At 42.3% G+C, this 18,401-nt stretch carries 15 protein-coding genes; 6 read left to right on the top strand and 9 right to left on the bottom strand.

What is annotated here, in order from left to right:
• Positions 1 to 86: 86 nt before the first annotated feature.
• On the bottom strand, positions 87 to 407 hold the full coding sequence (locus BGP76_RS05585) for a hypothetical protein (protein WP_119843915.1): 321 nt from the start codon (positions 405 to 407) through the stop codon (positions 87 to 89).
• 2 nt (positions 408 to 409) lie between these two features.
• Positions 410 to 811, bottom strand: coding sequence for a group III truncated hemoglobin (locus BGP76_RS05580; RefSeq protein ID WP_119843914.1), 402 nt, complete (start codon positions 809 to 811; stop codon positions 410 to 412).
• 199 nt (positions 812 to 1,010) lie between these two features.
• Between BGP76_RS05580 and BGP76_RS05575 the strand changes: the two genes are divergently transcribed.
• Complete coding sequence (locus tag BGP76_RS05575; protein ID WP_073118522.1) at positions 1,011 to 1,724, top strand: SDR family oxidoreductase; 714 nt, start codon at positions 1,011 to 1,013, stop codon at positions 1,722 to 1,724.
• A 104-nt stretch (positions 1,725 to 1,828) separates the two neighbouring features.
• Here the strand turns inward: BGP76_RS05575 and BGP76_RS05570 are convergent, their stop codons facing one another.
• Genes BGP76_RS05570 through BGP76_RS05560 form a run of 3 tightly spaced genes read right to left on the bottom strand, consistent with a single transcriptional unit; the run spans position 1,829 to position 5,480 of the window.
• The gene (locus BGP76_RS05570; RefSeq protein WP_119843913.1) at positions 1,829 to 2,656 is read right to left on the bottom strand and encodes a DUF4625 domain-containing protein; all 828 of its coding nucleotides are present in this window, start codon (positions 2,654 to 2,656) and stop codon (positions 1,829 to 1,831) included.
• Between the two features lie 21 nt (positions 2,657 to 2,677).
• Entirely contained in the window at positions 2,678 to 5,050 is a 2,373-nt protein-coding gene (locus BGP76_RS05565) for a TonB-dependent receptor (RefSeq protein WP_158584081.1), read from the bottom strand.
• A gap of 10 nt (positions 5,051 to 5,060) precedes the next feature.
• Positions 5,061 to 5,480, bottom strand: coding sequence for a Fur family transcriptional regulator (locus tag BGP76_RS05560; RefSeq protein ID WP_073118529.1), 420 nt, complete (start codon positions 5,478 to 5,480; stop codon positions 5,061 to 5,063).
• A 205-nt stretch (positions 5,481 to 5,685) separates the two neighbouring features.
• On the opposite strand from BGP76_RS05560, the gene BGP76_RS05555 reads away from it, so the two are divergent.
• The 4 genes from BGP76_RS05555 (at position 5,686) to BGP76_RS05540 (ending at position 12,484) form a co-directional block, all read left to right on the top strand.
• Positions 5,686 to 7,788 carry a methyl-accepting chemotaxis protein gene (locus BGP76_RS05555; protein ID WP_158584079.1) on the top strand — a complete coding sequence of 701 codons (2,103 nt, stop codon included), beginning with the start codon at positions 5,686 to 5,688 and terminating at the stop codon, positions 7,786 to 7,788.
• Positions 7,789 to 8,101: 313 nt separating this feature from the next.
• Positions 8,102 to 8,971, top strand: coding sequence for a hypothetical protein (locus tag BGP76_RS05550; protein ID WP_073118535.1), 870 nt, complete (start codon positions 8,102 to 8,104; stop codon positions 8,969 to 8,971).
• Between the two features lie 7 nt (positions 8,972 to 8,978).
• On the top strand, positions 8,979 to 11,498 hold the full coding sequence (locus BGP76_RS05545) for a TonB-dependent receptor (RefSeq protein WP_158584077.1): 2,520 nt from the start codon (positions 8,979 to 8,981) through the stop codon (positions 11,496 to 11,498).
• Positions 11,486 to 12,484, top strand: coding sequence for a hypothetical protein (locus tag BGP76_RS05540; RefSeq protein ID WP_119843909.1), 999 nt, complete (start codon positions 11,486 to 11,488; stop codon positions 12,482 to 12,484). The genes BGP76_RS05545 and BGP76_RS05540 overlap by 13 nt, the downstream gene beginning before the upstream one ends.
• A gap of 86 nt (positions 12,485 to 12,570) precedes the next feature.
• Here the strand turns inward: BGP76_RS05540 and BGP76_RS05535 are convergent, their stop codons facing one another.
• The 3 genes from BGP76_RS05535 to BGP76_RS05525 form a co-directional block, all read right to left on the bottom strand.
• Positions 12,571 to 14,169 (bottom strand): SulP family inorganic anion transporter, encoded by a 1,599-nt coding sequence (locus BGP76_RS05535; protein WP_119843908.1) that lies wholly within the window; start codon positions 14,167 to 14,169, stop codon positions 12,571 to 12,573.
• 79 nt (positions 14,170 to 14,248) lie between these two features.
• Positions 14,249 to 14,515, bottom strand: coding sequence for a hypothetical protein (locus tag BGP76_RS05530; protein ID WP_073118547.1), 267 nt, complete (start codon positions 14,513 to 14,515; stop codon positions 14,249 to 14,251).
• Between the two features lie 287 nt (positions 14,516 to 14,802).
• A complete protein-coding gene (locus BGP76_RS05525; RefSeq protein ID WP_119843907.1) occupies positions 14,803 to 16,746 on the bottom strand; it encodes an OmpA family protein in 1,944 nt (647 codons plus the stop codon).
• 218 nt (positions 16,747 to 16,964) lie between these two features.
• Between BGP76_RS05525 and BGP76_RS05520 the strand changes: the two genes are divergently transcribed.
• Positions 16,965 to 17,324: a hypothetical protein gene (locus BGP76_RS05520; RefSeq protein ID WP_073118551.1), complete on the top strand. Its 360-nt coding sequence runs from the start codon at positions 16,965 to 16,967 to the stop codon at positions 17,322 to 17,324.
• Positions 17,325 to 17,420: 96 nt separating this feature from the next.
• Here BGP76_RS05520 and BGP76_RS05515 read toward each other — a convergent pair whose 3' ends face one another.
• Positions 17,421 to 17,999: a hypothetical protein gene (locus tag BGP76_RS05515; protein WP_147407384.1), complete on the bottom strand. Its 579-nt coding sequence runs from the start codon at positions 17,997 to 17,999 to the stop codon at positions 17,421 to 17,423.
• Positions 18,000 to 18,401 lie beyond the last annotated feature (402 nt).

Genomic DNA, 18,401 nt, shown 5'->3' with positions numbered 1-18,401 from the left:
TTGACAAACGAGGTTCTCTATTGATTCGTTACAGAGCAAAAGCATACTAAAAACCTCAAAACCCTAATTCTATAATTTTTGCTATGCTACTCGCCTGCATTTAATTCTTGGATCAGAACAAACAAACTATTCGAAAGGCTCGTTACTTGATGCTTGATATTGACAGGAATATCTAACTCATCAAACTTACGCAGCAAGTATTTGGTCTCTCCCTGCTCGTACTCTACCTCCCCTTCGACTAAGACCAACTTGGTCACGTAGGGAGTTTGATGCTCGGTGAGTATTACTCCTTGCTTGAGTCCTATCCCCAATATTCTGAGGTTTTCACTTTTCTCAATGACTTTGACCACTGGTTTGTCAGATTCTAACAATTCTGTCCAGATGGCTTGATTGACAGCTGTTTTCATAGTTATTGTGGGGATTTGGCTTGCCTCGCCTGAAACAAGCGCATGAATGTAATGTGTGCCACGTTTCGTGCTCGTTCTTTGGCAAGAATCGCCTTCTCTCCTTCAAAAAGCTCCTCTACGGTCTCGAACCACAGCTGTAGCCAATTGCCAAAATGCTCCTGCGAGATACTGTGATCAAACTGTTGATCTACATCAAGATGAGCACGCATAGGATTCCCCTTGAACTTCTGCACATAAAACAAGTTGGTTTCCCAAAAATCAGCCAGCTTGGCTAAATGCTCTGGCCAATCCTGAATCACTCCATTAAATATCGGCCCCAACATCTCGTGTTGCCTTACTTTTCCATAGAATGTATTGACCAGTAACTCTAGGTCGGATCGAGTGGAAATATCTTGTTTTGACATGAAACAAATATAGATCAGTAGATGCCCAGAAAAAATGATCTAAATCATAACTGGAGAAGATTTTTATAGGCTAAGGACAACCTTGTACAAAAATATAAGTCTGTAAAGGTGGGCTTAGACTCAACTTCTGATCGAGAAGTAAACCTTCGCTCATTTCTCTTTCGAGGAACTAACACGTATTACAATCTAAAAGCATTCTATGAGATCAATAGAAAACAAAGTAGCCCTCATCACAGGAGGCACCAAAGGAATAGGATACGGTATCGCCGAAGCGATGCTGAAAGCAAACATGAAAGTCGCCATCACGGGCAGAACGCAGGAAGGAATCACCAACGCAATCTCTAAATTGGCTGAATATGGCGATGTAGTAGGGATCGTCGCAGATGTACGTGACGCCTCTGCCATGCGTGCAGCAGCCGATCAGGTGACCAACCAAATGGCTCAACTCGATGTAGTCATCGCCAATGCAGGTGTAGGACACTTCGGGTCGATCACCGAATTGACAGATGAGCAGTGGAACGAAACGTTGGATATTAATTTAACGGGAGTATTCAATACGGTCAGGGCGTCTATTCCAGCACTCAAAGAAACGAAGGGATACATCTTCACCATTGCGAGTTTGGCTGGCGCCAACTTCTTCGCCAAAGGCTCTGCTTACAACGCGAGCAAGTTTGGGCTGGTAGGCTTCACCCAAGCCATGATGCTAGACCTCCGTCACGAAGGCATCAATGTATCAACGATCATGCCCGGCTCTGTGGCTACCTACTTCAACAACCACACGCCTAACGAAGAGGATCATTGGAAAATACAGATCGAAGACCTTGGACAAATGGTAGTTGATATGCTAAAATTAGACCCTAGAACTCTCCCTTCCAAAATAGAAGTGAGACCAAGTCAGCCTCCAGTAAAATAGTATTGAATACTGTCTATTAAGATAAAACGCCTCATGTCAAAGTGAAACTTTACATGAGGCGTTTTTAGCTTGTATCAACAAGCCACTAATCAGCTGCTTTCGAATCAATCGAAATGAATGGCAATCTGATGGTAAGAACTGTTGCCATCCTCGTCTAGTGCCGTTATCATTAGGTAGAGATGCTCTCCCTCCTCCAACTCATCCAGATCCGATTGTGTTACCACTATATTAGCATCAGCTAATAAAGACTGTATCGTAACACTAGTCGCTCCTTCCACTTCGAACTCCTGATCAAAAATAGCTTCATCCAAAACCCTGGCATGTTCGTGATCATGTTCCTCGATCTCTTCCGCATGACCTACTTCGATATCTACATGATCTAAAGTCCCAGACTGATCTTCGATCAATCCATAAAACTGAATTGTCTCGCCTACAACAGCCTCGTACTCCTCTACTTCTTCTCCTGTAGCATCCTGAAAATGCACCAATGGCATCTGATCATTCGTAATCCAAATCTGACGTTCTATCGCTGACCCATCTGCAAAACTAGTGGAATTGCCCGTCGCATCGATAGCTTGCACTATGAAGTGATATGGGCCTGCAGTGGCATCAGCATCAATATCAATCTCTACATCAATCTCTGCCGTAGCTCCTTCTACTACATAACTTTGGTCAAAAGCAAATGCTGACAATGTTCTTCCATGCGTATGATCATCAAAATCATCGTGAATGGTAATATTATAACTTGCCAGACCTTCATTATCTGAGACCTCTCCGTGCGCATGAATTTCACCGCCAGCTGCAAATTGCTCACCCGACTCAGGCTCCTCTACTTCTATCACCGGTGCAGTCACATCTGGTGTGTTGTCATCAGACTCACAGGCTACTAATGCAGCTGATACAATTATTGAAAATAATAGCTTCTTGTTCATTCTTTTATGTTTGTTTAGTGATTATTTACTTCCAATAGGGACATGGAGTGAAACGGTAAAATTTCGTCCCTGCTCTGGTAGATTCAACAGTCGATATCTACTCAGATGATTCCAATATTTCTGATCCAATAGGTTATTCGCGCTCACAAAGAGGTTTGCTTCTGTAAAACCCAAAGAAATAGTCGCTCCTAAGTTTGCCCCCATAGTAAAGTACCCTTCTGTACTTCTCTCGTTTCGATCTACACGCTTTTGATCAGAAACCCATTTTCCATTAAGTCCAAAACTCATGCTACTCAGTATATACTGACCTAGCTCCCACTCATAATCTATATCCGAATACAAAGACGGTGGAGGCGTCAGCGGCAGTGGCAGGTAGGTATCCAGATTATAATTGTAGATATATTCTGCAGCCAGCTTCCAATGCAACGCATCGATCGGATGGTACTCTACCGCCAGCTCCGTTCCTGCAAAAAAAGTATCATGCTGTTTATACTGGTACACTTGTGTACTCTCATAAAATGCATCTGGATCCAAATTATTGGAGAACAATGCAGAAGGTGCTAAATAAATGTAGTCCAAGAAGTACGACACATAGGGTGTCACAACCAGGCTGAAATTAGATCGCAAATAGCTCAAACTAACATCTGTTTGAATTCCTCTCTCAGAGCTTAAATTTTCATCTCCAATTTCATGTCTAAAAGTACCATGATGTATCCCGTTGATACTCATCTCTGTGGCGGTGGGCACCTTGTAACTCGTCCCTACATTCAGTTTCGCATTGAACTGCATCGTAGGATAGTAGGACACCCCCAAAGAAGCCGAATAATTTAGAAACGACTTGTCTATCGCAGCGTTCCTCTCATAGTATCGATCGACATCTTGGTTCGTGTCATAGATGGGCTGTCGGTAGCTGTCAATGTTACGATTGGCATAGTCTAGGCGCAGGCCTCCCGTCAGGGTCAACTGATCATACCAACTATGCTCCTCATAGATATATGCTCCCAGAGACGAAGACTTAAAATCAGGAATCAAATGCTCAAAACCACCTTTTCGATTGATTTGGTATTGTCCCTGCACACCGAATATTCTACTATGATTAGGACGCTTGTGCAAAAAATATCGTCCGTTGAGCGTAAAGGTCTGTAGTGCCAAACGCAGCGCCAAATCATCATCCCCTATCACAACTTGCCCCGTATGAGGATTGGAAATCTCTTTCCTTAAGTTGTACTGATAACCCAGATCCAACTCTAACCAATTCTGTCCCAACAGCACGTTAGTATTGGATATTACCTTGAAGTGGTTGGTCTCCTGCCGTGGTTTGTCCCTATCACGACGGTCACCATCTGGCTCTAGCAATGTAGCATTGGGTATACCCACTGCTCCGGCAAACAGTCCGACTTCCTGATTGAAATTACTGATTGTAAGCGTAGAATACCCCCAGCTCTTTTTGACACCTGTCATGAGACTAAAGTCACGTTCTCTTCCAGCGGTATTCTTGAGATGCTCGTCATAGATCGGGTAAATCGTACCGTTATAATTGAAAGACTCTGCAGGTACACGATAGTCTCCAAAATCTTGTGTACTAAATCGTAAACCATATACCCAGTCACGGTGCTTTCCTTTGACATTAGTCGACGTACCGACCAGGTGATTGTTGGTCTTGTACATCATCTGAAAAGCACCTTCTGCCCCTTCCTGCTGAGGAATAGGTGGTGGCAAAATATTGATCACACCGCCTAGCCCATCAGAACCATACATCAATGAACTAGGCCCTTTGATCACTTCTACGCGACCTGGCGCAAACATATCTATCTCCAACCCATGATCACCGCCCCATTGTTGCCCTTCTTGTTTGATTCCATGATCATTGACAATGACGCGATTAAAACTCATGCCTCGAATGACCGGTTTGGCTATCCCTACCCCAGTATTGATCGTACTCACTCCTGGTAGGTTTTCTAGTGAATTGACGAAAGAACCTTCTCTGTTTTTTAATAGATATTCTGTATCCAGTATTTCCATAGATAGTGTCTGCTCTTTAGGGCCAGTCTTGTAATAATTAGACTCCACGACCAATTCACTGAGTTCCAAAGACGTCTCTTCCAGTTTCACTACCAGCAGTTTAGGTAGTTCATCTGCTCGTACCAACAACGAAACTGCCTTGTAACCTACGTAGCTAAAATGTACATGATAATTGGCACGCCGCACTTGAGCAAACGCAAAGTTCCCATCCACATCGGTAATCATGCCTACTTCCAGTTCATGGATTTGTACTGTAGCACCAGGCAGTCCTTCTCCACTTTTAGCATCCACAACTCGTCCCCTAAAATCACCTTGCGCCCACACGGTTTGCGTAAAGGTCAAACCTAAAGCGAGCCAAAAAATGTATTTCATGTAGACAGATTTATTGATTGCAGGATTTACAAACACCATTCAAGATCATATTTGACTCCTGAATCAAATAACCAGGTATAGTCACCGTAGGCACGGTGTAATCCGACAGGCAATCTACATGACCACAACTGCTACATTTGAAATGCACATGATCATGATGGTGTGCAGCAGGCGCACATGAATGACCACAGATGCCATAGCGTGCAATCCCTGAGTCATCTGGAATTTTATGTACGACACCCTTCTCTATGAAAGAATTCAAAGTGCGAAAGAGCGTCACACGATCATAGCTTGTCAACTCATCCTCGAGATATCGAGAAGTCAAGGCATGTCCTCTAGATTTAAACAATTGGAGCACATCTAGCCGGCAGTCCGTCACCCGCAATTGGTGATCCTTTAGTAGTTTCTTAAGCGCTGAATACTTTAGCATGGTGGCAAAACTACAATAACTGCAATGATGTTGCAAACATGAAAATACATTTATTCAAAATCTTTTTTGAAACACTACCCAGTACTATCTTGCGTGCTCATTAACCAGCTTTGCCCAAAGACTGATTACTTTCATTCAAACAAAAGACGATTAGGTTGCTCTTTGATAAAACCTAATGACGCAACGCACATTACGGGTAAACGCTATGTTTTCAACGATTTCAGCTATATTAAAAAGGCCTACTATTGGGTTAAAGCTCAGTTTAATTCCTATCCTATTTTTACTTTTATCTCTCATCAACTACGCTACCATATCGTACTTTAGAGGGCTACAAGTTGATGACACGATAGTTGTCGATGTAGCAGGCAGACAACGTATGCTATCTCAGCGCATCGCATTTTATAGCCAGCTGGTAGCGCAAGGTGATCGCAGCGCTATTGAAAACCTACGCAGTAGCCTGACCCTCTGTGATCAATCTCTAACGATTCTCAAAGAAGGCGGTCAAGCCCCTGGTCACCCAAAAGGCAACACCCTACCTCCTACCACACGCCAGTCTATGGAGAGCTGGGAGCGTACCGAAAAACTATGGAAGAGCTACCACACACATGCAAGCAAACTGTTAAAAACCAATATTAACAATAACGAAACCAGTAGTGCCGCCCATGCCATCGCTAATGATGCCACCCCGATGCTCAAGCAATTCAACCTTTTGGTACAAGCTTACGTTGCGGAAAGCCGAGACAAACAGAGCACACTTGATTTGATTCAATATCTGTTAATTGCTATCAACTTGGTAATTATCGGTTTGGCAGTCTATTTCAACGACCGCAAGGTATCCAACCCTCTGAAGCGAATATTAGATATTGTACAGACACTATCAAGAGGCGAACTCAACCATACAACTCCCCATTCGGGCAAAGACGAACTCTCTCTGGCCTTATACAATCTACACGTGCTCGACCAAAATCTCCACAAAGCCTCCTCGTTTGCCAAGTCGCTCGAAGAAGGTAATTTGGACACAGAATACTCCATACTCAGCAGCGAAGATGAATTAGGCAAGTCACTCATCACCTTACAGTCTAAGCTAAAAAGAACAGTTGATGAATTCGAGCATGTCGTCAACCGTGCAGGACTAGAAGGAGACCTCAACAACCGCATAGAAATTAACGAAAAGCAAGGCGCATGGAAAAACATCAGTGCCTCCATCAACCAACTCCTCCAAAGTATCCAAACCCCTATCAAGGACATCAAAAGCATCGTAGACGCACTCGCCTCTGGGAATCTCAGGTTCGAATACAACGGAGAAGCCAAAGGAGACCTCAAAGCACTGGTAAACAGCCTAAACCACGCCATCACGAATCTGCATCTCATGATGACAGAGGTACGAGGCACCAGCAAAGTAGTCAATGACTATACCACAGACATCCTAGGCCATGGTAGTGAAATGAACATGTCTTATGGGGAAATATCCTCTGCTATCAGAGAGATGAATCAAGGGGCTCAAAACCAGCTCCTAAAAATCGAAGAATCATCCAGTACCATAGAAAACATCAAACGGTCTATCGACCACATGGGAAAACTCTCACATGCAATCGATCTATCCGCGACCAATGGCGTAGAAAGCAGTGCAAAAGGAAGACAAAAAGTAGACGAACTGATCAAAATCATAGACACTGCGGCACAGTCTGCCACACAGGCCAAAGACTCTATGGACGTACTAAGCAACCAGTCCAAAGAGATCGAACGAGTACTGGGTATCATCACAGAAATCGCTTCTCAGACCAATCTCCTCGCATTGAACGCTGCAATAGAAGCTGCACAAGCTGGTGAATCAGGCAGAGGCTTTGCAGTAGTCGCCGAAGAAATTCGAAAACTAGCAGAAGGAGCCCGAAAATCAGTCAACGAGATATCAGACCTAGTCTCTGCGGTACAAAATGACACCACTGCTGCGCAAGACCTGATGGTCATGATGAACAAGAATGTAAAGACAGGGGTCAAAGCTTCGGTAGAAGTAGCAAAGGCTTTTGAGACACTATCCGATGCATCCAAGGAGACATCCATCAATTCCAAGGAGATCCTAGATACAGCTCAGAACCAAAGCCACAACATCAACTTCATGGTCAGCAGCAATGAGAACGTCATCATCATCGCTGAGGAAAGTGCTGCAGGATCCGAACAAATCGCTAGTTCTGCCGCCCAACTCTCTGCAGGCATGGAGACATTCATGAGCAAAACACAATTCTGTAGAGATAAAGCAGGAGAACTCAAAACAACCATAGAACAGTTCAAGCTCCGAGATCAGAATTAACCACAGCCCCATCTGATAACCATACAGACACAACCAAGATTACTCTTTCAAAAAAGATCAACTTTCAGAAATCACTACTCAAAACAACCCTTTTGTAGAATTATACAAAGTGCTGTACGCATACCTTCAAAAATTCACAAAAAACAAACCACCTTTCTACTTTTTTTGTAAAATTCAGCCTCTACCTATTTTTTAATATGTCATATTTATGACATATTAAAAATCCTGATATATCCTTACAGAAGCATTCGAGATTTAAAGCAGCCCTGAGAAAGCTAAACCTGTAACTTTAAATTTTCAATATATATATTTAATGAAAAACCCCAACCAACCTCTGCTTTTGCAAGGCATTTGTAGGCTCGCTACAGCCATAACTTTATTTACAACCCTAGTCTCATGTAATACCGAATCAGACGACTATTTTCAGGATAGCATAGTCTTTTTCTTAGGAGATACCTACAATGGATTTTATTATAAACACAGCCCAGGAGACACTATTGTTTTTGAGGTAGAGCAAAAAGTATCCTCAGTCAAATATATTGACATGAGCCTGATCAGAAACGAGAATAACACGAACCAATACACTCAACAACGCGGTGAACTTATGCACTTTGAATCCTACTACCCTGTAGGCAAAAAGAGAGGTGACACCTACCAACTTCTTTTCCCCATACCTGCGGATATCCCACTAACCCAAATGAAACAATACGATGTAATAAATGTTGATATCGTTAGTGGACATTCCAGTTCCTCGGGTGAGATTATCAACTTAGGAAAGATCAGAAACAAGTCTGAAGTCCCTATGGTTTCCTGGTCGAATATAAGCCCTGTCAACTACTATAATAACCTAGAGTTCGGGGAGACACTAAAGGCGCTGCTTGTTGTCCAAAATGGGGTTATCGTTGAAAAAAATGTAATCGTCTTTAATCATGACTATAGCCATTATTCTAACAATGAATTTTATCATGACGAAGATCGCTACTATGACACTTTACATTATGAAAACAATCTAGATAACACACTAATGTCTGATACCACTGTCATAGAACTACCGATAAATAGTTCCTTCACCAATGACCCTACTACAGAAATTTATCAAGGCATTAATATTGAATTGACTTTTCAAGAAGGATACACCTGGTTCTACTCACTCAATATTGGAAATGTCTCAGCGCCTAACTGATCGAAAATTGAATTTAAAAACCACTTTATCCCTAATACTGTTTTCCTGCCTAAGCACATTTGCCCATGCACAGAAAAAGCACAGTGTACATATCGTCGAAAACGATGCGTACCAAACACCGCTCTATGGTGCAACCCTCTATCTGAAAGAGTTAGAGAAAGGAGGTGTTAGCAATATCTCTGGGCACATCTCTACCAAGGACATCCCTGACGGCAGCTACCACTGTCGGGTTAGTTTCCTAGGCTATGTCACGCTGGAGCAAGAGATCGCATTTCCGCTTGGTGAAGACCTAACCCTCGTCATGACTCCAGACACTCAGGAACTACAAGACGTAATAGTAGAAGAATCCGCCATCACATCCGTGCAGATGCAACAAGCCAAACTCAGCACCATCAATATCTCGGAGATGAACCTGATCAATGTCCCCAGAATGCTGGGAGAGCCTGATCTAATCCGTATGATTCAAAACCTACCAGGAGTCAAAACAGAAACGGATTTCACAGGTGGTTTCTTTGTCAGAGGTGGTCGCAATGATCAAAACCTGATTCTGCTGGATGGTGTCCCCGTCTACAACCCTTGGCACTTGTTTGGCTTGTTTAGTGCATTTAATACCGAAGCGATCGATCGGGTCGAATTGACCAAAGGCATCTTCCCTGCGCAATATGGTAGCCGCCTCAGCAGTGTTCTGGATATCGAACTGCAAAAAGGAGATACGAGAAACGGCGCGGGCTACCTCACCATCAGCCCGATTAGTGCCTCTTTCTCCTATGGCAAACCCATCAATCAAAAAACCTCGGTCTTGGTTAGCGGTAGACGCACTTATCTTGACCCTATATTTTGGATATCCGACCCAATCTTATCAACGCCTACAGACCAATACAAAAACCGCTACAATTTTTTCGATTTTAATCTAAAGGTAGTTCACAAATTCACTCCAGAGACTAGAATCGAAACCGGGGTCTTCTATGGCAATGATCAACTGGTAGCGAACAACTATTACACCCCTGATGATAACCCCTACTCACAAAGCCAATTACCAGATGGGGCAACAACCTCCTCTGACAACAATATCAAATATGGCTGGAGAAACGTCACTGGATCTGTCAAACTAGTAAAGGAGAACGAACACATCAAATCTACTTCTCACTTCTTTACCAGTTGGTACCTAGCGGACAATCAATACTACTATAATGATGAAAATTTCATCTACAGGACTGAAAGCAACCAAATAGTGACACGAGAATTGTTTGACCAGCATTTCACGCAGGATTTCACAGACTATGGCACCCAACAAGACTTGACCTTTTTTCTATCCGATCAGCTATCGATCTCAACGGGCGCACAATGGCTCTACCACTCCTTTACCGAGAGTAAGATCAACAAGGAACAACAATATGGCTTCAATGGAAACCAATCTGACTACAAAGACGGAAATCCTACCATTGAATTAATTCTGAACAATATCAGCGGTGATACTGCGGTCACCAATAGCCACGAAATCAGCACCTATTTGAGTGCTACCTACGCTATTGGAAAGCTATCCATCTATCCTGGCCTGCGCTATCAGTATTTTTCAGATGGGCATTACAGCCATTTACTCCCACGTCTCAACATCAACTATCAGATCACCCAGTCGCTCATGTTTAGCGCTGGCTATGGGCACTTCTCCCAATACCTACAGAGTTTGAGTCTGGACTTTATGCGTATCCCCGCGGACCGATGGTTTTGGAGTAACGACAACCGTCCTCCCGCCCTTGGTAAGACTTTCACGGTAGGCGTTGGCTATCAAATCCCAAAAGTGGGATTATTCAGTATAGAAGGGTACTACAAAACACAAACAGGACTACTCAATTTTAGCATTGAGCAGCAGTCAAAGGCGCTTGACACCAATGGTTTGATCCCTGAGTTCACGAGAGAGACGATTAGCGGAACGGGAGAAGCCTACGGCGTAGAGTTCATGCTCAACAAAACCAAAGGAGACATCACTGGATGGCTAGGTTACACACTCTCATGGGCCTACAATACCTTCGAGGAAATCAATCACGGAAACCCGTTCCCGTCGAGAGTGGACAAGCGGCACGACATACAGGCCTTCGTCAATTGGGACTTTGCTAAAAACTGGAGTCTCGGTGCATTATTCAATTACAAAACAGGGCAGCCCCTCACCTTCTCGACGCAAAACTATCTAAACAACCCCGATCCGCTGGGAATCGGAGATCAAGCAGGTGATATTCAAGTCACGACCTCATACAATAACTTTAGGTTACCCGCCTATCATCGACTCGACCTCAATTTGACTTGGAAAAATCGAAGATTCTTCAAACACCGTACAGAAGTTTCCCTCAACATCATCAACGCATACAATCAATTCAATGTACTGACAATCATGCCGAGCACATCTTTAGAAGCCCTACCAAACGGTAAATTTAGGGCTTTCCCCAAGAACAAATACATCAGTCAGATGCCTATCATGCCAGTCATTAGTTTAAGAATCGGATTAGGAAAAGATCAAAAATGGAAAGACTAAGAAAAACCATAGCTCCACTATTCATTCTCGCAGGGACTATATGGAGCTGTCAGTCCGAGGCAATCATCGACTCTAAACAGCCCTCAGTGTTGCATATTGAAGCTGTATTTTTTGCTAGCGAATCACTGCCAACCATCACAGTTGGGCAAAGCGTCAACCTACCAGGTCAAGACATGATTCTACTGGATAGTTCGGATTTTATGCTAGATAATGCAGAGGTAAGGTTAACATGGAACGGCAAGCCAATCCCTACCCGACAAATTGGCCAAGGGCTGTATCAAGGTGTTTCAGAAGCAATTGTTTCACAAGGGGATGTATTCAATATTATAGTCACACATGACAATCGAACGGCTCAAGCTACGGCCATCGTACCCACTATTGACGAGAAAAATATTACCTCTAGCATAACGGACACGGTGACCTTAGACGAAAGTAGGCTAACCAAAACCATCCCTTCCGATACTGCATCTGACGGATATACCCGCATAGATAGTACGATTTGGGCAGGATCTGCAAGAGTACAATCGACACTACCACAAGTGCCAGATTTCACTTATGCTGCCTCATATTCTACACGGGAACTTACCTTGTTTGATAGCGACTGGAATGTTCATATCCCATCTTGGTTTCAAAGCGACTTATTCACCTATAATAACTATGACAAGTACTATTTGGGAGAAAATTATTATGGGTTTGATCAGCTCGTTATCAACAATACAAATTTTGTCATTGCTCAAAGTGAAGAGGATTTCGAGAATGGGCATATGTCAGTTGAAATCAACTATGAAATCATCATCCCAGAACCTATTTATGCTGACTATTATCAGCTATACAGCACTGAGATTCTCCCTATCACCGTCACCAATGTAGAAAATGGTGTAGGGCTATTCATAGGAGCCGTTAAGATAACCCAGAGTAAAAACCAAGAAATCAATATTCTCAGAGGTAAAGAGTATGACCCAGAAGATGAGAATCACTACTACTAAGCTGGCTACATCTCATAACACAAAAAAGGTCTACTGATATCTCAGTAGACCTTTTTTGTAAGCAACGATGTGATGCCATTCCTATTTTACTTCTCGTCTTCTAGGCGCTCTTGCAGCTCTCCTTCGACATCAGTCAGGTTCACTGTCTCGAACCCTACCAATTTCAAGTCTATACCTCTGGTCTTGCTACTAATCTTAAAATCATCGATCACCTCCATGACATCCCAATGTATATCCTGCGTTCTAGTAGCGTCTATGATCAATTCACTATCGTTAGGAATCATACCAAACGTCTTGATAAAACTCGCTTTGTTGAGGAAAGTCACATTGTCAGAAAGCACGATCTTAATAGGCTCACCAGGCTTCACTTGATTCGGGTTGAAATGATAAGGCGTTTTGAAATTATTCCAAAGAATAAACATAATCGCAACCGCTAGCCCTAGTCCTATTCCAATCAAAAGATCCGTAAACACCAAGCCTAGAATCGTAACTATATAGGAATAGAATTGCGCATTGCCCGTCTTGTACATTTGCTTGAACATCGCTGGCTTGACAAGCTTATACCCTACGATCAACAGTACTGCAGCCAAACTCGCTAACGGAATCAGGTTCAACACATGCGGTATCCCCACGACACATATCAATAGAAAAAATCCATGCATAATCGCAGACAGCTTGGTTTTACCACCAGACTGCACATTAGCAGAACTCCTTACGATCACTTGCGTAACTGGCAACCCACCAATCAAACCAGAAATAGAATTACCGATACCTTGTGCTATTAACTCGCGGTTGGTAGGGGTAACTCGACGATCTGGATCTATCTTATCCGCTGCCTCTACACTTAATAATGTCTCCAAACTCGCTACAATCGCAATAGTCAAAGCCACAATATATATTTTCTTTTCGCCTATCATACTCCAATTTGGCGTGGTGAATAAACCTAGAAACTCATCAAAAGACTTTGACTCAGGTATATTGACGACATGTTCTCCGTGTAACGAAAAGAAAGGGATTCCATCAAATACAACATTAAGCGCAATACCCGTCGCTACTACTACTAATGGTCCATTCACGAATTTGGTAAAACTCAGGTTCTTCATGAAAGGTCTATCCCAGAGTATCAAAATAGCTAAACCTAAAAAACCAATAACAACTGCGCCTGGTGTTAAGTTATTTAGGGCATAAAGAATCTCACTAAAGGTGTTGTGACCATCGGGTTGAAAAAAGTCCAAATCACCTTCTGGATCCATATCATACCCTACAAGATGGGGAATTTGTTTTAGGATGATAATCACACCTATCCCCGACAGCATCCCTTTGATGACTGAGGATGGTAAGTAATAACCAATCACCCCAGCTTTGGCTATACCTAAGAGTACTTGCATGACACCTGCAATCACTACTGCTAAGAGGAAATTTTCGAAACTACCTAGATCTGTAATGGCGTTGAGTACGATTACAGCCAGACCTGCAGCTGGACCACTGACACCCAGACTCGATCCACTGATCGTCCCTACGACGATCCCGCCGACGATACCCGCTATGACTCCCGCAAACAAAGGAGCTCCAGAGGCCAAAGCTATACCAAGACATAAAGGTACTGCGACTAAAAATACAACTAAGCTGGCAGGTAAATCACTACCAATATGCGCCAGAAATCCTGACTTTTTTGAATGGTTCATTAAAGTAAAAGGTTGTTTTGCTATCCAAAGCAAGTTAAAAATCAATTGATCAATATAAACAGGTGCTTATATGACTACATCAGCCTATAGACTGGGCGTCTGGAGGTGGGCTGATCACGGTATGAAAGTGCTGTGATAGATAGAATAGATATCTACCTTCCGCTTGATCAATGCTTAAATATTGATTAGGTAGGATAAAGCTACAGTTGAGTAACTTATCCAGCTTAATCTTTTCTTTTACTTCTTCCTCACTTTTCTCTTCACTTTCCTTTTCTTCTAAATCTGAACTCTCAATCACCACACGATCATCGTTAGTAGTCAAATACGGCACGACGGTTTTGACCATAAAAAGGCAACAAAACCCAATGAGTATGATTTGTACTTGATATGAAATAGAATTTTTACTCACAAATAGAAAATGATCCAATAGTTACTTTTTTGTAACTCTAAACAACTGCATTAGGTTACACCATCAAATGTAGTCAAACATTCACCACATTGACAATACGTAATTTCGCTTAACTTTTAATAACCTAACCAGTCTCTTTAGTATCCACTTTAGAAAGCGCAGAAACAAAAAGGACTGCCAATGTTAAGTCATTGGCAGTCCTTAAGTTTAGACTTTTTTATCGTTTAGAATTCTACGATCACAAACTCTGTCCGACGATTGGCTTTTCTACCCTCTTCTGTAGCATTGTCCTCTATCGGCGAGGACTCACCATATCCTTTGGATCTTAGTCTCTCCTGTTCTACACCTGCCAGCACCATATAAGCTACCACTGCATCTGCTCTGGCTTGGGACAGTTTGAGGTTCAGCTCATCAGACCCGACATTATCAGTGTACCCACCTACCTCGATGACCATAGTGCCATTGTCTTTGAGCAACTGTACTGCCTTGTTGAGTTCGACATAAGAGATCGGTTTCAATTCTGCTCTACCTGACTCAAAGAAAATATTATTCAAGACCACTTTCGTCCCTTTCTCAATAGGTTCGAGCAAGATATCCTTGGTGATCTCAGCATAACTCGCGTCATCTGGTAGGTCAAAACTCTGAGAATAAAAGAAGTAGCCATCCTTGGTAGCCGATACACTATAGCTACGACCTGCTGGCAATACGATCAAGTATTCACCTGTTTCATCATTACTCTTATTTAGCGCAATCAGCTCTCCTGTGACCATATCCTCCACTAGTACCACTGCGCCTATTGGAGCGGACGTGTTCGCGTTAGACACGATACCCTGAACTACCACAGACGGTTTTGGTTTCAGGTGATCTGGCAACTCCATCTCAAATATATCATAGTTGGCCGCATCTAGACGAGACGAAGCAAAGTACCCCATACCAGATGCAGAGATACTAAAGTTGGTATCATCACCTGATGAATTAATAGGTGCACCTACATTGATAGGAATCCCCCACTTACCATTGTCAAATAAGCTATAAAAAATATCTGATTCTCCATATCCAGGGTGTCCCTCTGTCGCATAGTAAAGTGACTTACCGTCAGAGGCCAAATATGGACTCTTGTCACTCAACGGCGTATTGACCGTACTTCCTAGGTTGGATGGAATCCCCCACTCTCCGTACTGATTGAGAGAAGTGACATACAAGTCTGACTCACCATATCCACCATCTCGGGTAGAAGAGAATATGATTCGTGTACCATCCGAACTAATAGTCGGTTGAGAATCCCACGCGCCGCTATTCACGACGTTACCCATGTTTTTAGGTTCTGACCATTGACCTGACTCTAAATACGCAATGTAGAGGTCGCACCCTCCGATACTCTCATCCGTACCACATCGTACATACACCATGGTTTGTCCATCACCTGTAAATGAAGACCCAAAATCATCTGACATAGAATTGATAGGCTCTGGCATAAGCACTGGCTTCTGCCATACATCATTCTCATAGCTAGAATAGTATACATCTTCGCCATAGTTCGTCAACCTAGCACTGTCCTTGATATAATCAAATCCCCCCTGACGAACACTCGTGAAATACAGTCGCGTTCCTGTTGGGTTGACCTGTGGTGTATAATCGTGCAGGCTACTATTGACATTCGCCAATGGAAGCGGCTGATCATCGCTATTTTTAGACGCACGAATCTCAGGACTTCTTTTGGCATACTCTATCCTATTCCTTGCTAAATGTAGCGTAGCAACGCCCTTAGGATCTTTAGGTAGGTTATCATAAAATTTCTGATAATAATCCTCTGCTTTACGCAAGTCATCCAAATCTAAATAGGCATTACCTATGTAGCTATAGACCCACGGGTTGTAGTCAGGGTTGATATTTTCCAGTCGCTTGAGACAGTAGATCGCACGCTCTGGGTTGCCATCATTGACAAAAGCCATCCCCGCATAGTACCATGAGTTCTCATGACTGCTTCTATACTTCAGTGCTTCCTGAAACTGATCGACTGCACCTTTGTAGTCTCCTGCTTTATACGCTTTCACGCCATTTTTATAGGCAGATTTAAACGCTTCGTCCAGACTGGTAGTCTGTGCCATAGCACCCGACACCAATAGAAAGCTAAATATGAATAGATAGTAACTGATTGTTTGTTTCATTCTAATTGTGTTAATTCAAGTTAAAGTTAGAAGATTTGATGTAAAAAAGAAGGTTATCTGACTTGAACTCTATTTTATCATCATTCATCGAAGTTCACCCCTCATTGATCGAATGAAACAAAAGCTAATTAAAACTGGCATCATGCTTGTAATAATCTCAGCAACAACATGACCCAAACAGGAGTCTCCAATACTCACAATGCTAAACACTTACTGAGATGAAACACCATGAAAACAGCCCCATCAAAAACTTATTCACTACTGGCACTCCCATTAAAACCTTGTTTAATCTCATCCATCCTATTCACAAAAGCTTCCCTCGACAACAAATAGAATTCAACATCTCACACTTTCTACGTAGACCCATCGCCAACATGTACAGTATGGTTTTTGAGATTGGAATCAACCTAGATAAGAAAAATGATCTCCAGCGAGATTTGAATATTCTAAAATCACTCAACAAAGAACTAAGCAAGTCTATCCAGAAAATTGAAGAGCTATTAAAAAACGATGAAATAGAAAATCTAAAAGAAGACGAAAAATATCTGAAATCCATATCACTCAGTATGCTGATGTGAATAAACTACCCCAAGGCAGAGTCATCAGTATATCAAAATGGCAGCTAGTTCAACTCAATCCAAAGACAAGAGAACCAACAGGTTATTATCATACGATCAAACAAAAACTTTAGGACCAGACTTTAGCAAATCTTGAAACTCAGATGGGCCGTCGACTATTTCCTTTCTATAATTATCCAACTCATCCTTCGTTTCAGCTGATAATAGATCTACTACTTCATCAAGTACAGGTCCAGAAATCATATATGGAAACTCCGAAAACACCAACTGGTCACCTTGGCAACTAGCATAAATCTGACACTCAGCCAATTCATTAACGTCTCTTCTACTCACCAGACACTTTTCTATCCATTTCATAGGATCATATTCCTCCTGCGCCACCAAATGCGCTCTATGTGCATAGAGATCCACGTGCTGTTGAAAATAGTTCATCAGATTAGCCAAAGATGACTTGGACAACATCGACTTCATACTGTCTGCACAGCCCAAACACACAGCGTACTCAAATATCGTAGAATAGGCTTCATAGCTCCCATAGGGCTTCAATGCCTTTTCGATCAAATAAGGAACATCCCCTTCATACAGTTTCATCTCACACTGAATACACTTATGAAATGGACCTCCAGTATAATCACAGTGAAAGACCTTAGGGATATCGATTGTTTTCTGCTCCATATTCATAGTTGCAATTTAACCGAAGAACTGAGTATTTTGGCTCTAAATATAGGAGACTTTGAACCGAGTGTGTCACTGTTGTTTTTTCTAGATTATAGACAACCGTTTTATACCATACGGTAGACTCATCAAATTATTCCCTATCGCACTGATTAATCAACTTACTCATTCCACTTTGTGAGATTCGTTTCATGTGAAGAGCTTCATGGCTAATTACTCTTCAATCAAACGACATAAGCCCTTTTTATAACGTAAAGATTTAACCACCCCAACAATACATAACTAACTGAAAATGTATACATAAAAAAGACTCGAGTTAAAGCACCTCCTTTCCTTTGATAAAAGAGATTTGATAAATACCATTTTATAAATATTCATACTACTTTTAAATTAATTACTGTA

It is taken from the genome of Reichenbachiella sp. MSK19-1, assembly GCF_003590315.1.
In the GTDB taxonomy this organism is placed as follows: domain Bacteria; phylum Bacteroidota; class Bacteroidia; order Cytophagales; family Cyclobacteriaceae; genus Reichenbachiella; species Reichenbachiella agariperforans.
Note: the sequence above shows the minus strand (reverse complement) of the source record. Positions and strands in the feature narration are given on the sequence as shown.

Coding starts and splice junctions, on each gene's coding strand:
- BGP76_RS05585 (WP_119843915.1), bottom strand. CDS start 407: ATGAAAACAGCTGTCAATCAAGCCATCTGGACAGAATTGTTAGAATCT.
- BGP76_RS05580 (WP_119843914.1), bottom strand. CDS start 811: ATGTCAAAACAAGATATTTCCACTCGATCCGACCTAGAGTTACTGGTC.
- BGP76_RS05575 (WP_073118522.1), top strand. CDS start 1,011: ATGAGATCAATAGAAAACAAAGTAGCCCTCATCACAGGAGGCACCAAA.
- BGP76_RS05570 (WP_119843913.1), bottom strand. CDS start 2,656: ATGAACAAGAAGCTATTATTTTCAATAATTGTATCAGCTGCATTAGTA.
- BGP76_RS05565 (WP_158584081.1), bottom strand. CDS start 5,050: ATGAAATACATTTTTTGGCTCGCTTTAGGTTTGACCTTTACGCAAACC.
- BGP76_RS05560 (WP_073118529.1), bottom strand. CDS start 5,480: ATGCTAAAGTATTCAGCGCTTAAGAAACTACTAAAGGATCACCAATTG.
- BGP76_RS05555 (WP_158584079.1), top strand. CDS start 5,686: ATGTTTTCAACGATTTCAGCTATATTAAAAAGGCCTACTATTGGGTTA.
- BGP76_RS05550 (WP_073118535.1), top strand. CDS start 8,102: ATGAAAAACCCCAACCAACCTCTGCTTTTGCAAGGCATTTGTAGGCTC.
- BGP76_RS05540 (WP_119843909.1), top strand. CDS start 11,486: ATGGAAAGACTAAGAAAAACCATAGCTCCACTATTCATTCTCGCAGGG.
- BGP76_RS05535 (WP_119843908.1), bottom strand. CDS start 14,169: ATGAACCATTCAAAAAAGTCAGGATTTCTGGCGCATATTGGTAGTGAT.
- BGP76_RS05530 (WP_073118547.1), bottom strand. CDS start 14,515: ATGGTCAAAACCGTCGTGCCGTATTTGACTACTAACGATGATCGTGTG.
- BGP76_RS05525 (WP_119843907.1), bottom strand. CDS start 16,746: ATGAAACAAACAATCAGTTACTATCTATTCATATTTAGCTTTCTATTG.
- BGP76_RS05520 (WP_073118551.1), top strand. CDS start 16,965: ATGAAACACCATGAAAACAGCCCCATCAAAAACTTATTCACTACTGGC.
- BGP76_RS05515 (WP_147407384.1), bottom strand. CDS start 17,999: ATGGAGCAGAAAACAATCGATATCCCTAAGGTCTTTCACTGTGATTAT.